The organism is Thauera sp. JM12B12 (assembly GCF_039614725.1).
Classification (GTDB): Bacteria; Pseudomonadota; Gammaproteobacteria; order Burkholderiales; family Rhodocyclaceae; genus Thauera.
The window spans coordinates 1,280,628-1,295,106 of record NZ_CP154859.1 but is presented as its reverse complement, the minus strand read 5'-3'; the positions used below and the strand labels follow the sequence as shown (position 1 = coordinate 1,295,106).

Genomic DNA, 14,479 nt, shown 5'->3' with positions numbered 1-14,479 from the left:
CCCGGCTTCACCTGCGCCCGTGCGCTCAGTTGCCCTGCAACTGGCGCAACAGGTCGGTGTTCGTATCGCCAGCGGGGGGCGGACCGCCGCCGCCGTGCAGGAGCTGATCGAGATCGAGTTCCTGCTGCTGCACCGGTTTCGCGCCGCCATCGCCATAGGACACCAGGCCAGGGAACGCGATGATGAGGCCGACCATGATCAACTGGATGATCACGAAGGGCACTGCGCCCCAGTAGATCGAGGTCGTCTTCACCTTCTCCGAGGCGACGGAGCGCAGGAAGAACAGCGCGAAGCCGAAGGGCGGATGCAGGAAGGACGTCTGCATGTTCACCGCCAGCAGCACACCGAACCAGATCAGGTCGATGCCGAGCTTGTCGGCCACCGGCGCGAGCAGCGGCACGATGATGAAGGCGAGCTCGAAGTAGTCGAGGAAGAAGGCGAGCACGAATACCAGGATGTTCACCGCGACCAGGAAGCCAGTCTGGCCGCCGGGCAGCGAGGTCATCAGGTGCTCGACCCACAGGTCGCCATCCACGCCGCGGAAGGTGAGGCCGAACACGCTCGAGCCGATGAGGATGAAGATCACGAAGCACGACAGCTTGGTGGTCGAGTCCATCGCCTGCCTGAGCAGCGGCAGCGACAGACGCTTGCGCGCGACCGCCATCAGCACCGCACCGAGCGCGCCCATCGCGCCGCCTTCGGTCGGGGTGGCGACGCCGATGAAGATGGTACCGAGCACCAGGAAGATCAGGCCGAGCGGCGGAATGAGCACGAAGGTGACGCGCTCGGCCATGCGCGACAGCAGGCCGATGCCGAACATGCGGTTGATCATCGCGGCCACGAAGGCAATGCCGATGCCGACCATCGCCGACACCACGACCACCTCGTCACGCGGCGCATCGGCGCGATAGATCTGGCTGGCGAACAGCCAGGCGCCCACGACCGAGATCGCCGCCAGCACCGCGAGCGAACGCAGCCCGCTCGAGCCGTCGGCTTCACGCAGCGTACGCGCCTCCAGCGGCATCGCCGGCGCATGGGACGGTCGGAAGATCGACACGAGCATGACATAGACGACGTAGAACCCGGTGAGCATGAGGCCCGGCAGCAGCGCGCCCTGATACATGTCACCGACGCTGCGGCCGAGCTGGTCGGCCATCACGATCAGGACCAGCGAGGGAGGAATGATCTGCGCCAGCGTGCCCGAGGCGGCAATGACACCGGTGGCGAGGCGGTGGTCGTAGCCGTAGCGCAGCATGATCGGCAATGAGATCAGGCCCATCGAGATCACCGAGGCAGCGACCACGCCCGTGGTGGCCGCGAGCAGCGCGCCGACGATGACGACCGCGATCGCCAGCCCGCCGCGGACCGGCCCGAAGAGCTGGCCGATGGTGTCGAGCAGGTCCTCGGCCATGCCGCTGCGCTCGAGGATCAGGCCCATGAAGGTGAAGAAGGGCACCGCGAGCAGGGTGTCGTTGGCCATGATGCCGAAGATGCGCTCGGGCAGAGCCTGGAACAGTGCGCCATGGAGGAGGCCGAGCTCGATGCCGATGAGGCCGAACAGGATGCCGTTGGCGGCGAGCGCGAACGCCACCGGAAAGCCGAACAGCAGAAACAGGATCATGGACGCGAACATCAGCGGCGCCATGTTGGCGATGACGAACTCGGTCATGGTTCCGCCCTCCCCCCGCGCTGCGCCTTGATCGCCGCGACGAGTTCCTCCGTCGCTGCACCGGCGGACTTCTTGCGCAGCGGATTGGGGCCATGCCCGGTGAGGAAGGCGATGCGCTTGATCAGCTCGGACACCGCCTGCAGCACGAGCAGGCCGAGGCCGAGCGGCAGCAGCATCTTCACCGGCCAGCGGATCAGGCCACCCGGGTTCTGCGACATCTCGCCCGACTGCACCGAGGTCATCACGATCGGCCATGACAGCCACAGGATCAGCACCGCCATCGGCAGCAGGAAGAGCAGGATGCCGATCACGTCGACGATGTTCTGCCCGCGCGCGGACAGCCGATTGGTCACCAGGTCGATGCGTACGTGCTCGTTGCGCAGGAAGGTGTAACCCGCCGCGAGCATGAAGATGGCCGCGAACAGGTACCACTGGATCTCGAGCAGGGCATTTGAACTTGTGTTAAACAGCTTGCGGACGAGCGCGTTGCCGGCGCTGATCACCACTGCGATCAGCACCAGCCACATCACGCCACGACCGACCCGCTCATTGATCCAGTCGATCAAGCGGGATAAGCGCAGCAGAAAGGACACGGAAAAACTCCACGACGAGGGGCGGCAGCGGGCCGCCCGGCGCCCGAAACGGACGCAATTGAACATCAGGGACCGCTGATTATTTCACACCGGGACGTGATCTCGCGCGGTCCGGACCGATAAAACGATGAAATCGCGACAGACACCAATCTCATCCAACTCATGCCGGATCTGCCTCGTCCGGCACGGCGAAACCGCCTGGAATACCGAGCGCCGCCTGCAGGGCCACATCGACATCCCGCTCAACGACACCGGCCTGAGCCAGGCCGAGGCCACCGCGCTCAGCCTTGCCCGTGCAGGCTTTCGCTTCTCGGCGCTGTACAGCAGCGACCTGCAGCGCGCGCGCCAGACCGCCGCAGCGATCGCACGCACGCACGCGCTCGCCCCCATGCACGACCCCCGCCTGCGCGAGCGCCATTATGGCCATTTCCAGGGCCTGACCTACGACGAGGCCGAGCACCGCCACCCCGAGCACTTCCAGCGCTTCAAGGCGCGCGAACCGCACTTCGCCGTACCCGACAGCGGCGAGAGCCTGGTCGGACTCGCCGCACGCGTCCATGCTGCGCTCGAGGAGATCGCCGGACGCCACACCGGCGAGGCGGTGGTGGTGGTCACCCATGGCGGCGTGCTCGACATCGTGCACCGCCTCGCCAGCGGCCAGGGTCTCGAGCCCGCCCGAGACTTCGCGATTCCCAATGCGGCACTGAACTGGATCGAGCACACGGCGGGGAGCTGGAAGCTCCTCGCCTGGGCGGACGAGAGCCACCTGCAGAGCGCACTCGACGAGCTCCCCGACGCCTGATGCCAGCGGAATCAAATATGCCGTAGGCGCTCACCATTAGGGTTTTCCGTGGATTACGGCCTCGAATCGGGTCTTCCTATAATCGCATCGATGTTTTCGATCACACCTCACGCGACAAGGAGACACCGTGGAACGTCGTAAATTTCTGCAGGGCGCCGGCATGGCCGGAATTCTGGCTGCCGGCACCGCACCGGCCATCGTTCATGCCCAGCAGCAAATCCGCTGGCGTCTGGCCTCCAGCTTCCCGAAGTCGCTCGACACCGTGTTCGGCGCGAGCGAAGCCTTTGCCAAGAACGTCTCGGACGCAACCGGCGGCAAGTTCGTGATCTCGGTACATCCGGCCGGCGAACTGGTACCGGCCTTCGGCGTCGTCGATGCCGTGCAGCAGGGCACGATCGAGTGCGCCCACACCGCGCCCTACTACTTCTTCGGCAAGGACGAGACCTTCGCCTTCGACTGCACGATCCCCTTCGGCATGACCTCGCGGTCGATGACGGCGTGGATGTTCGAGGGCAACGGACTCAAGCTGATGCGTGAGTTCTACGCCCAGTACAACATCGTGAACTTCCCCTGCGGCAACACCGGCGCGCAGATGGGCGGCTGGTATCGCAAGGAGATCAAGTCGGTCAAGGACATCGAAGGCCTGAAGATGCGCATCGGTGGCTTTGGTGGCCGCGTGCTCGCCAAGCTCGGCGCCGTGCCGCAGAACATCCCCGCGGGCGAGATCTACCAGTCGCTCGAAAAAGGCACGATCGACGCCGCCGAGTGGATCGGCCCCTACGACGACCTCAAGCTCGGCCTGCACAAGGTCGCGCAGAACTACTACTTCCCGGCGTGGTGGGAAGGCAGCACGCAGTTCTCGGTGTACATCAACGACAAGCAGTGGAACAGCCTTTCGGCGGAATACAAGGCGATCGTGGAACAGGCCGCGCGCGCGGCCCACGTGACCTGCCAGGCGCGCTACGACGGCCGCAACCCGACCGCGCTCAAGCAGCTCGTGGCCGAAGGCGCCAAGCTGTCGCGCTTCCCGAAGGACTTCATGGACGCCGCCTTCAAGGCCTCGCGCGAGGTCTATGCCGAGCTCAACGAGAAGAACGCGAACTGGAAGAAGGTCTATCCCGACTACAGCCGCTTCCTCGCCGACCAGGTGCAGTGGGAGTCCGTGGCCGAGGGCAACTACGCCCAGTACCTCGCCTCGCAGAAACTTTAAGCGGTGCGGCGCCGGCGGGCCCGACCCGGCCTGCCGGCCGCCACCCCCTCGCAACCGTCGCATCCCGACTTCCCTCCGCCGAGCGCGCCACCCGCCCTGCTCGGCGTTTTTGTGCACGCAAGGTTCAAGGCGACCCCTATGGACACCCTCCTCAGCTTGTCCCGCGCCATCGATGCGGTAAGCCGCTTCCTAGGCAAGTTCATCATCTGGCTCGTGCTCGCAGCGGCATTGATCAGCGCCGCAAACGCGGTCGCGCGCAAGGCGTTCAACATCGGCTCGAACGCCTTCCTGGAGATCCAGTGGTATCTGTTCGGCGCGGTCTTCCTGCTCGGTGCCGGCTATACATTCCTCCAGAACGCCCATGTGCGGATCGACGTGCTCGCGGGGAAATGGTCCATGCGCACCCGAATGTTCATCGACATTGCCGGCATCATCGTGTTCCTGCTGCCGATGTGCTGGTTCATGATCGACTTCGCCATGCCGGTGGTGAAGGGTGCCTACGTCTCGGGCGAGATGTCGTCCAACGCAGGCGGGCTGATCCGCTGGCCGGTGTACGCGCTGGTGCCCATCGGTTTCGCGCTGCTCGGCCTGCAGGCCATCTCGGAACTCATCAAGCGCATCGCCTTCCTGCAAGGCAAGGCGCCCAACCCGCTGCTGCATGGCGCGCAAGAGAGCAACGAGGCACACGACTCCGCGCACGCCACGCCCCATGACGACAATGCCGGCGAGGTGCGCAAATGATCGAACTGTTCGCCGCCCACGCGCCCGAGCTGATGTTCGGGTCGCTGTTGATCTTCCTGCTCACCGGCTTTCCGGTGGCCTTCTCGCTCGCCGCCTGCGGCCTGCTCTTCGGCTTCATCGGCATGGAGTTCGGGCTCTTGCCGCCCAGCCTGTTCCAGGCGCTGCCGCTGCGTGTCTTCGGCATCATCCAGAACGACACCCTGCTGGCGATCCCCTTCTTCACCCTGATGGGCCTGGTCCTCGAGCGCAGCGGCATGGCCGAAGAGCTGCTCGACACCGTCGGCCAGGTGTTCGGTCCCATCCGCGGCGGCCTCGCGCTGGCGGTGATCTTCGTCGGCGCGCTGCTCGCGGCGACCACCGGCGTGGTCGCGGCCGCGGTGATCTCGATGGGACTGATCTCGCTGCCGATCATGCTGCGCTACGGCTACAGCCCGGCGATCGCCAGCGGCGCGATCACCGCCTCGGGCACCCTGGCGCAGATCGTGCCGCCCTCGCTGGTGCTGATCGTGATCGCCGACCAGCTCGGCCGCAGCGTCGGCGACATGTACAAGGGCGCCTTCATCCCGGCCTTCATCCTGATTGGCCTGTACGTGCTCTTCATCGTCGGCCTGGCGATCTTCAAGCCCGCGATGGTCCCCGCCCTGCCCCCCGAGGCGCGCACCTACCGGGAGCCGGACGGCAGTTCGGGCATGCGCTCGCTCGCCGTCTTCACCGTATTCGTCACCATCGTCGCCGTCACCTTTGGCATGTACTACGGCGAGATCCTGTCCGCGCTCAAGGGCGCCGAGGTCGATCCCGCCGCCGACGAGACGATCGTGGTCGCGCTCACCGGTGGCACCCTGTTCGCCTTCGTCGCCGCAATGATCAACAAGGTGAGCGGCCTGGGCCTGCTGTCGCGCATCACCGAGCGCGTGACCTTCGTGCTCATCCCGCCGCTCGCGCTGATCTTCCTCGTGCTCGGCACGATCTTCCTCGGCGTCGCCACCCCGACCGAAGGCGGCGCGATGGGCGCGGTGGGTGGCATGATCATGGCGTACGCGCGCGGCAAGCTCGACATGGCGCTGCTCAAGCACGGCCTCGAAGCGACCGCCCGCCTGTCGTGCTTCGTGCTGTTCATCCTCATCGGCTCGACCATCTTCAGCTTCACCTTCACCGCACTCGATGGTCCGATCTGGGTGGAGCACCTGTTCGACAAGCTGCCCGGCGGCGAGATCGGCTTCCTCGTGTTCGTGAACACGATGATCTTCTTCCTCGGGTTCTTCATCGACTTCTTCGAGATCGCCTTCATCCTCATTCCGCTGCTGGCGCCGGTCGCCGACAAGCTCGGGATCGATCTGGTGTGGTTCGGCGTGCTGCTGGCGATGAACCTGCAGACCTCCTTCCTCACGCCACCCTTCGGCTTCGCGCTGTTCTACCTGCGCAGTGTGGCGCCGGCGAAGGACTACATCGACCGCATCACCAAGGGCCGGATCGCGGGCGTCAGAACGATGGACATCTACCGTGGCTCGATCCCGTTCGTGATCATGCAGATCGTCATGGTGGTCGCGCTGATCGCCTTCCCGGGGCTGGTGACCTTCACCCTGGACAAGAAGGTCGAGGTGGACCTCGACACCATCGAGATCAACGTCCCGGGCGGCGGAGACGGCGGCGGCTGGGGCCAGCAGAGCGACAGCTGGGGGGGCAGCCCCACCGAATCCGGCGGCAGCGAGGGCGCGAGCCCGGCCGACGGCGGAACGGGTGACGGCGCAGCGGGCGGCGACGCCGCGCCGGCAGGCAACAACGAGGGCTTCGGCACCACCCAGCGCGGCTGGTAACGCCCCGCACCACGCTGCTCGCGCGCGCCTTCGGGCGCGCGCTGCCTTTCCAGGCCCGTGCGCGTGCTAGAATCCGCGTTTCGAATCAAACGATTCCGCCACTTTTCCTCTCAGACGCGCACGCCATGTTCTCCTCGCAAGACACCCTCGCCAAAGTCGATCCCGAGCTGTGGTCCGCCATCCAGGCCGAAAACAAGCGCCAGGAAGATCACATCGAGCTGATCGCCTCGGAAAACTACGTCTCCCATGCAGTGATGGAAGCCCAGGGCTCCCAGCTCACCAACAAGTACGCCGAAGGCTATCCGGGCAAGCGCTACTACGGCGGTTGCGAGCATGTGGATGTGGCCGAGCAGCTCGCCATCGAGCGCCTGAAGACCCTGTTCGGTGCCGAAGCCGCCAACGTGCAGCCGAACTCGGGCTCGCAGGCCAACCAGGCGGTGCTGATGGCCTTCGCCAAGCCGGGCGACACGATCATGGGCATGAGCCTGGCCGAAGGCGGCCACCTCACCCACGGCATGCCGCTGAACATGTCGGGCAAGTGGTTCAACGTCGTGGCCTACGGTCTCAACGAGAAGGAAGAGATCGACTACGACAGGATGGAAGCGCTCGCGCGCGAGCACAAGCCGCGGATCATCATCGCCGGCGCCTCCGCCTACGCGCTGCGCATCGACTTCGAGCGTTTCGCGAAGATCGCCAAGGAAATCGGCGCCATCTTCTGGGTCGACATGGCGCACTACGCCGGACTCATCGCCGCGGGCTTCTACCCCAACCCCGTGCCGCACGCCGACGTCGTCACCTCGACCACGCACAAGACCCTGCGCGGTCCGCGCGGCGGCATCATCCTGATGAAGGCCGAGCACGAGAAGGCGCTCAACTCCGCGATCTTCCCGGGCCTGCAGGGCGGCCCGCTGATGCACGTGATCGCCGCCAAGGCGGTTGCCTTCAAGGAAGCGGCCACGCCCGAGTTCCGCAACTATCAGGAACAGGTGATCGCCAACGCCCGCGTGATGGCGCGCGTGCTGTCGGAAGAGCGCGGCCTGCGCATCGTCTCCGGTCGCACCGAGAGCCACGTCTTCCTGGTCGACCTGCGCAACAAGAAGATCACCGGCAAGGCTGCCGAAGCCGTGCTGGGCAGCGCGCACATCACGGTTAACAAGAACTCGATCCCGAACGATCCCGAGAAGCCCTTCACCACCTCGGGCATCCGTATCGGTTCGCCGGCCATGACCACGCGCGGTTTCACCGAGATCGAGGCCGAGAAGATCGCCCACCTGATCGCCGACGTGCTCGACGCGCCGGAGGACCAGACGGTGATCGAGCGCGTGCGCGGCCAGGTGGCCGAGCTGTGCGCGAAGTTCCCGGTCTACGGCAAGTAAGCTGCCAGGCGGGGCGGGCGCCGCAATGATGCCCACCCCGCCCGTCCATGCCTCCCGGCCATGAAATGCCCGTTCTGCGGTGATCCCAACACCCAGGTCACCGACACGCGTGAGAACGAGGACGGCGACGTCGTCAGGCGCCGCCGTCGTTGCGTGAAGTGCGACAAGCGCTTCACCACCTACGAGCGCATCGATCTCAAGATGCCGCACATCGTCAAGCGCAATGGCAACCGCACCGAATTCGACCACGACAAGCTCGCTGGCAGCCTGAAGCTCGCCCTGCGCAAGCGTCCGGTGACCATCGAGGCCATCGACGCTGCGGTCGACCGCATCGAGGCGCGCCTGCTCTCCATGGGCGAGCAGGAAGTTCCGAGCGAGAAGATCGGCGAACTCGTGATGAAGGAGCTGAAGAAGCTCGACAAGGTCGCCTACATCCGCTTCGCCTCCGTGTATCGCAACTTCGCCGACGTGGACGAGTTCGCCGAAGTGATCCGCGAGTTGCAGGTCCGTCCGCGGCGCGGCAAGGCGGGCAAGGCCGGGCCCGACCCCGAACATGACCTTTTCGGCAGCTGACCATGCCGCGATGGCGCGCGCGCTCGAGCTCGCCGCCCGCGGCCTTACGACGACCTCACCCAACCCGCGCGTCGGCTGCGTGCTCGCAGGCCCGGATGGTGTGGTCGGCGAAGGATGGCACGAGCGGGCCGGCGAACCCCACGCCGAGATTCACGCCCTGCGCCAGGCTGGCGTGCTGTCACGCGGCGCCACGGCCTACGTCACGCTCGAACCCTGTTCGCACTTCGGCCGCACGCCGCCGTGCGCGGATGCGCTCATCGAAGCCGGCGTCGCCCGCGTCGTGGTCGCGATGGTCGACCCCAACCCGCTCGTCGCAGGACGTGGCCTGGAGCGCCTGCGGGCTGCGGGCATCGTGACCGAGCACGGTCTGCTCGAGGCCGAGGCGCGCGAACTGAACCCGGGCTTCGTTTCCCGGATGACGCGCGGCCGTCCCTGGGTGCGACTCAAGGCCGCCGCCACCCTCGATGGCAAGACGGCGCTCGCCAACGGCGTAAGCCAGTGGATCACCGGCCCCGCCGCACGCGCCGACGGCCATCGCTGGCGGGCGCGGGCGTGCGCGGTCCTGACCGGGATCGGCACGGTGCGCGAGGACGACCCCCAGCTGACGGTGCGCGATGTACCTTGCACCCGGCAGCCGCTGCGCGTGCTCGTCGACGCCGGCCTCGCCGTCGCGCCGACGGCGCGAATCCTCCAGGGCGCGCCCATCCTCGTTGCTACCGCGAGCGACGACCACGCCCGCATCGCCGCCCTGGTCGGCCGTGGCCACGAAGTGTTGAGGCTCCCCAATGCAAGCGGCAAGGTGGATCTTCCGCAATTGATCCAAGCGCTCGGTGCGCGCGGGCTCAACGAGGTGCATGTCGAAGCCGGCTTCAAGCTGAACGGCTCGCTGATGCGCGAAGGCTGCGTGGACGAGCTGCTGCTCTACCTCGCGCCGATGTTGGTCGGCGATGCCGCGCAGGGCCTGTTCAACCTGCCCGAACTCACCGCACTCGACCGCGCCCCCCGACTCGATGTCCGTGATCTGCGCATGATCGGCAGCGACCTGCGCCTGATCGCACGTCTCCGCGCGAGCGCCTGAAAGCGCGTCAGCGCGCCTCCGCGCACACGGAGCAACCGGGGTCGCGGCCGAAGCTCACGCTGCGCCACTCCATGCCCAGTCCATCGAGCAGCAACAGGCGGCCATCGAGCGTGCGGCCACAGCCGATGACGAGCTTGAGGGCCTCGGCAGCCTGGGTCGCACCGATGATGCCGACGATCGGAGCGAAAACGCCCATGACCGCACAACGCACCTCCTCGATGTCCTCGCCCTCCGGAAACACGCAGTGATAGCAGGCGCTGTCGGCGTGGCGCAGGTCGAACACGGCGGCCTGACCATCGAAGCGGATCGCAGCCCCGGACACCAGGGGCTTGCGATGGCGCACGCAGGCGCGGTTGATGGCGTGCCGCGTGGCAAAGTTGTCGCTGCAGTCGAGCACCACGTCCGCGCGCGCGACTTCGGCCTCGAGTGCTTCGCCATCCAGTCGGCGCTGGATGGGTTCGACGCGAGTCTGCGGATTCAGCCTGTTCAGGGTCGCCCGCGCAGAGGCCACCTTGGGAAGGCCGACCATGTCGGCGGAATGCATGATCTGGCGCTGGAGATTGGTCAGGTCTACGGTGTCGTCATCGGCGATCGCGATCGTACCCACCCCAGCGGCGGCAAGATACATGGCGGCAGGCGAGCCCAGCCCCCCGGCACCGATGATCAGCGCGCGCGCCTCGAGCAGTGCCTGCTGCCCCTCCACGTCGATCTCGGGCAGCAGGATGTGCCTGCTGTAGCGCAGCAACTGGTCATCGTTCATCGTCGGGACTACTTGTATTCGCGCAGTTCGAGCGGCGTGTCGTCATGATCGCCATGGACCTGGTGGTCCCAGGCCTGGATATAGACCTCGTTCGACTGCTTGATGAGGCGCTCGGGCGAGAGCAGATTGTGGCGCTGGGTCTCTTCGCTGAAATACACGATGGCGCGCACGAGTTTCACGTAGAGCGAGTTCTCGAGTGCGAAGCCGGCGTCGCGCAGGGCGTCCTCGAGCGACTCGAGCGAGTAGTCGAGCACCGAATAACGCACGACGATGGTCAGCGGATCGGCCGTGCGCTCGATCTGAAGCCCCTTCAACAACTGAAGGGCCTTCCATGCGTGTTCGAGCTGGCCCGGAGGCAGCGGCTTGAAGCGGATCTCACGCTGCTTGTAGATATCCGCACCGGGCAGAGGACGGTCGTGATGCCTGCCTGCCAGCTTGTAGGCGGTCTCCCTCCGCATCATGCCCCTCCTCCGGTCGTGGTCTAGTGCTGATTCTGGACGATCTGCTCACCCTTGAGAAGGCGGATGGCCTGCTGCAACTGGTGGTCGTCCTCGCCTGCAAGCTCGAAGCGCACCGGCTCGGACTCGCCGTCCTCGCCAGCGGGTGCAGCAGGCGCCGCTTCCTTGACGGGCGCTTCAGCCTCCTTGCCGTTATCGAGGTGGCGCAGAAGATCGGCCTCGCGCACACGGCGGCTCGAACCATTGGCGGTTTCCTCGACCACGAAGTCGGGCTCGATGCCCTTGGCCTGGATCGAGCGCCCGCTCGGGGTGTAGTAGCGCGCGGTGGTGAGCTTGATCGCGGTGCTGTTGTTGAGCGGCAGGATGGTCTGCACCGAGCCCTTGCCGAAGGTCTGCGTACCCATGACCTTGGCGCGCTTGTGATCCTGCAGCGCGCCCGCGACGATCTCGGATGCGGAAGCCGAACCGGCGTTGACCAGCACGACCATCGGCACGTCCTTGGCCACCGCAGGCAGGCGGCGAAGGAAGTCGTCGCGCGTGCCGCGCAGGTAATCGGACGGCGTGGCGCGATACTCACGCTTGGCGTCCTCGGTCCGGCCGTCAGTGGACACGACCAGGGTATCCGCAGGCAGAAAAGCCGCCGATACGCCAACCGCGCCGTGGAGGAGCCCGCCCGGGTCGTTGCGCAGGTCGAGCACGAGGCCCTGCATCGGCCCCTCCGCGCTGAGCTTGTTCAGATGCTCGACCACCGACGCGGCGGTGTTCTCCTGGAACTGGGCAATGCGCAGGTAGGCATAACCGGGCTCGATGACCTTCGACTTCACGCTCTGCACCTTGATCACTTCCCGGGTGAGCGTGATCACGATCGGACGCGACTCGCCCTTGCGCATGATGGTGAGGGTGATGTCGGTACGCGGCTTGCCGCGCATGCGCTTGACTGCATCGTTGAGGCTCATGCCCTTCACCGGGGTGTCGTCGAGCTTGACGATCAGGTCGCCCGCCAGCACGCCCGCGCGGAACGCCGGGGTATCCTCGATCGGCGAGATCACCTTGACGAAGCCATCCTCCATGCCGACCTCGATGCCGAGACCACCGAACTCGCCCTGGGTACCGACCTGCAGGTCCTTGAAGGCTTCGGCGTCGAGGTAGGCGGAGTGGGGATCCAGGCCGGACAGCATGCCGCTGATCGAGTCGGTGATCAGCTTCTTGTCTTCGACCGGCTCGACGTACCCCTGCTTGATCGCATTGAACACGTCGGCGTAGGCGCGCAACTCCTCGACCGGCAAGGGCACCTGCGTGCTGCGATCGGCGTTGGCAGAAAAATTGAGACTGATCATGACCCCGGCCACCATGCCGGTCATCACGAGGCCGAACTGTTTCAGCTTGCTGCTGCGCATGAGAACTCCAATGATGCGCCGGCTTCGATGGCCGGCCGTGCCGTCATGACTAGTTGAGCCGCACCCACTGCATCGGGTCGAGCGGCTGCCCCTGATGACGGATTTCGAAGTATAAACCCGATTCGTTACCGACCCCGCCCGCCCCCACGTTGGCGATCGCGTCGCCTCCCGCGACCCGATCGCCGACCTCCTTGAGGAGGGCATCGTTGTTGCCGTAGATCGACAGGTAGTCGCTCCCGTGGTCCACGATGATCAGGTTGCCATAGCCGCGGAGCCAGTCGGAAAAGACCACCTCGCCTCCCGCGACCGCGCGCACGTCGGACCCTGCGCCGGCGCGGATGAACACACCTTTCCATGTCGTGCCACCTTCCGCCCTTGGAGCGCCGAAGCGACCCACGAGTTCGCCCCGTACCGGAAAGCGCAGCTGGCCGCGCAGCTGGCTGAAACGCACCCCGGTCGGCGTCGGGCCGGCGGCATCGCGCACCTCGCCCACCACCGGCTCGGCAGCACGCGGCGGCGGGCTCGCGGGACGCCTGTCCGCCCCATCGCGGGCGGCACGCGCCTGCGCGGCCAGCGCCTCGGCTGCACGACGTTCGGCTTCCCGCTGGGCCGCGAGCTGACGCGCGGCCTCGCGCGCGGCAGCCTCACGGGCACGCTTGACGAGGGTGTCGATGACCTTGGCCAGACGCTGCTCGTCCTGCTGCAGCGAGCCGACCTCCTTCTTCTGTGCCTGCAGCTGGCTCGAGACCTCGGCCAGCGCCTGCTTGCGGCGCGCCTGCTCGGATTGCAGCTCGCCGCGCCGTGCGCGCTGCTCGTCCTCGAGCGAGGCGAGCCGGTCGCGCCGTGAATGGATCTCCTGCGCGCGCTGGCGCGTCTGGTCGAGATCGGTGCGCAAGCCCTCGATCAGCGTGAGGCGCGCACGCCCGAGGTGTTCGAGGTAGTGCGCATCGCGGGCGAGCTGGTTGGGATCGCGCGCCGACAGCAGCGGCGCCATGCTGTCGGCCGCACCATGCACGTAGTGCCTGCGCAGCCATTCCCCCAGCTCGCCGCGGCGGGCATCGATGCGTGCGGCAGTCTCGCGCTGCTCGGCCTCGAGGACCGCGAGCTTCTTTTCGGCGTCCTTGCGTTCGCGCTCGACTCGCGCGAGTTCGCGCGTCACCCGAGACACCGCGCGCTCCGACTCCGCCAGGGCCTTGACCGCGTTCGAGCGGCTGGCCTCCGTGCGGGCCATCTCGTTCTGGAGGTCACGAATGCGCTGCTTGAGTTCATCGAGATCGGAACGGCGCTCCGAGATCTCCCCCGCCGGTTGCGCCTGCGCCGCGCCGGGGAGCCCCCCGCCAAAGCCCGCAGTCATCGCGGCGACCAAGGCCCAGACAATGCGCACGCGCAGCACGCGGCCCACCCCTCCGCAATCGTTCAAGGCTCAGCCCCGTCCACAGCCGGAGACGCACGGAGAATTGTCGCAGCCCGGCCGCCACGCCATGCGCGGGGTGGCACACGCGCCGCTGCGAGGCGGTTCGTGAATTGAAAGGGCGATCTGATACATGGATTTTCCGCAGCGGGGACAAGGCGGATGCGCGGACCGTAAGGCACGATCCCCTGCATCGGGACAACGCAATATTTTATACTACCGCTTTGCCCATTCCGGCCCCATCGTGAACAAAGACGACATCTCCGCGCTCATCGACAAACATGAGCACATCGAAACCGCGGCGCGCGCGCTGAAGGCGATCGCGCACCCCTTGCGCCTCAAGATCCTGTGCGTGCTCGGCAGCGGCGAGGAGTGCGTGCAGGACATCGTCGAGGCGGTGGGCACTTCGCAAAGCAACATCTCGCAGCACCTCGCGATCCTGCGCGACAAGGGTGTGCTGCAGACGCGCAAGGATGCCAATCGCGTCTTCTACCGCGTCTGCGACGAGCGTACGCTGCAGCTTATCGTCCTCATGCGTGAAGTCTTCTGCGGCGTCGAGCCGGACGAGCGCTGACCCCCACCCCAAAACGGAGCACC

The 14,479-nt window shown here is 66.4% G+C and carries 14 protein-coding genes; 8 read left to right on the top strand and 6 right to left on the bottom strand.

All coding sequences use genetic code 11. The features are described from left to right. Positions 1 to 25: 25 nt before the first annotated feature. Positions 26 to 1,669: a TRAP transporter large permease subunit gene (locus AAG895_RS05785; RefSeq protein WP_345794580.1), complete on the bottom strand. Its 1,644-nt coding sequence runs from the start codon at positions 1,667 to 1,669 to the stop codon at positions 26 to 28. Then, positions 1,666 to 2,262, bottom strand: coding sequence for a TRAP transporter small permease subunit (locus AAG895_RS05780; protein ID WP_345794579.1), 597 nt, complete (start codon positions 2,260 to 2,262; stop codon positions 1,666 to 1,668). Before AAG895_RS05780 ends, AAG895_RS05785 begins: the two co-directional genes overlap by 4 nt. Positions 2,263 to 2,389: 127 nt before the next feature. Between AAG895_RS05780 and AAG895_RS05775 the strand changes: the two genes are divergently transcribed. The 7 genes from AAG895_RS05775 to ribD all read left to right on the top strand — a co-directional run bounded on the left by AAG895_RS05775 (position 2,390) and on the right by ribD (position 9,856). Then, positions 2,390 to 3,064, top strand: a complete 675-nt coding sequence (locus tag AAG895_RS05775) for a histidine phosphatase family protein (protein ID WP_345794578.1) — start codon at positions 2,390 to 2,392, stop codon at positions 3,062 to 3,064. Positions 3,065 to 3,191: 127 nt separating this feature from the next. Further along, the gene (locus AAG895_RS05770) at positions 3,192 to 4,274 is read left to right on the top strand and encodes a TRAP transporter substrate-binding protein (protein ID WP_345794577.1); all 1,083 of its coding nucleotides are present in this window, start codon (positions 3,192 to 3,194) and stop codon (positions 4,272 to 4,274) included. Positions 4,275 to 4,412: 138 nt separating this feature from the next. After that, a complete protein-coding gene (locus AAG895_RS05765) occupies positions 4,413 to 5,015 on the top strand; it encodes a TRAP transporter small permease subunit (protein ID WP_345794576.1) in 603 nt (200 codons plus the stop codon). Next, the gene (locus AAG895_RS05760; RefSeq protein ID WP_345794575.1) at positions 5,012 to 6,829 is read left to right on the top strand and encodes a TRAP transporter large permease subunit; all 1,818 of its coding nucleotides are present in this window, start codon (positions 5,012 to 5,014) and stop codon (positions 6,827 to 6,829) included. Before AAG895_RS05765 ends, AAG895_RS05760 begins: the two co-directional genes overlap by 4 nt. A 125-nt stretch (positions 6,830 to 6,954) precedes the next feature. Beyond that, positions 6,955 to 8,205, top strand: coding sequence for a serine hydroxymethyltransferase (gene glyA, locus AAG895_RS05755; protein ID WP_345794574.1), 1,251 nt, complete (start codon positions 6,955 to 6,957; stop codon positions 8,203 to 8,205). A gap of 60 nt (positions 8,206 to 8,265) precedes the next feature. Next, the gene (gene nrdR / locus AAG895_RS05750) at positions 8,266 to 8,778 is read left to right on the top strand and encodes a transcriptional regulator NrdR (RefSeq protein WP_345794573.1); all 513 of its coding nucleotides are present in this window, start codon (positions 8,266 to 8,268) and stop codon (positions 8,776 to 8,778) included. After that, positions 8,759 to 9,856: a bifunctional diaminohydroxyphosphoribosylaminopyrimidine deaminase/5-amino-6-(5-phosphoribosylamino)uracil reductase RibD gene (gene ribD / locus AAG895_RS05745; protein ID WP_345794572.1), complete on the top strand. Its 1,098-nt coding sequence runs from the start codon at positions 8,759 to 8,761 to the stop codon at positions 9,854 to 9,856. The genes nrdR and ribD overlap by 20 nt, the downstream gene beginning before the upstream one ends. 7 nt (positions 9,857 to 9,863) lie before the next feature. On the opposite strand, the gene moeB is transcribed toward ribD, so the two are convergent. The 4 genes from moeB to AAG895_RS05725 are packed head-to-tail and all read right to left on the bottom strand — an operon-like array spanning position 9,864 to position 13,891. Next, positions 9,864 to 10,616: a molybdopterin-synthase adenylyltransferase MoeB gene (gene moeB / locus AAG895_RS05740; RefSeq protein ID WP_345794571.1), complete on the bottom strand. Its 753-nt coding sequence runs from the start codon at positions 10,614 to 10,616 to the stop codon at positions 9,864 to 9,866. An 8-nt stretch (positions 10,617 to 10,624) separates the two neighbouring features. Further along, positions 10,625 to 11,074 carry a hypothetical protein gene (locus tag AAG895_RS05735; protein ID WP_345795237.1) on the bottom strand — a complete coding sequence of 150 codons (450 nt, stop codon included), beginning with the start codon at positions 11,072 to 11,074 and terminating at the stop codon, positions 10,625 to 10,627. A gap of 23 nt (positions 11,075 to 11,097) precedes the next feature. Further along, positions 11,098 to 12,471: a S41 family peptidase gene (locus AAG895_RS05730; RefSeq protein ID WP_345794570.1), complete on the bottom strand. Its 1,374-nt coding sequence runs from the start codon at positions 12,469 to 12,471 to the stop codon at positions 11,098 to 11,100. 49 nt (positions 12,472 to 12,520) lie between these two features. Beyond that, positions 12,521 to 13,891 carry a peptidoglycan DD-metalloendopeptidase family protein gene (locus AAG895_RS05725; protein WP_345794569.1) on the bottom strand — a complete coding sequence of 457 codons (1,371 nt, stop codon included), beginning with the start codon at positions 13,889 to 13,891 and terminating at the stop codon, positions 12,521 to 12,523. A gap of 235 nt (positions 13,892 to 14,126) precedes the next feature. Here AAG895_RS05725 and AAG895_RS05720 point away from each other — a divergent pair, with 235 nt between their 5' ends. Next, positions 14,127 to 14,456, top strand: a complete 330-nt coding sequence (locus tag AAG895_RS05720; protein ID WP_345795236.1) for a metalloregulator ArsR/SmtB family transcription factor — start codon at positions 14,127 to 14,129, stop codon at positions 14,454 to 14,456. Positions 14,457 to 14,479 lie beyond the last annotated feature (23 nt).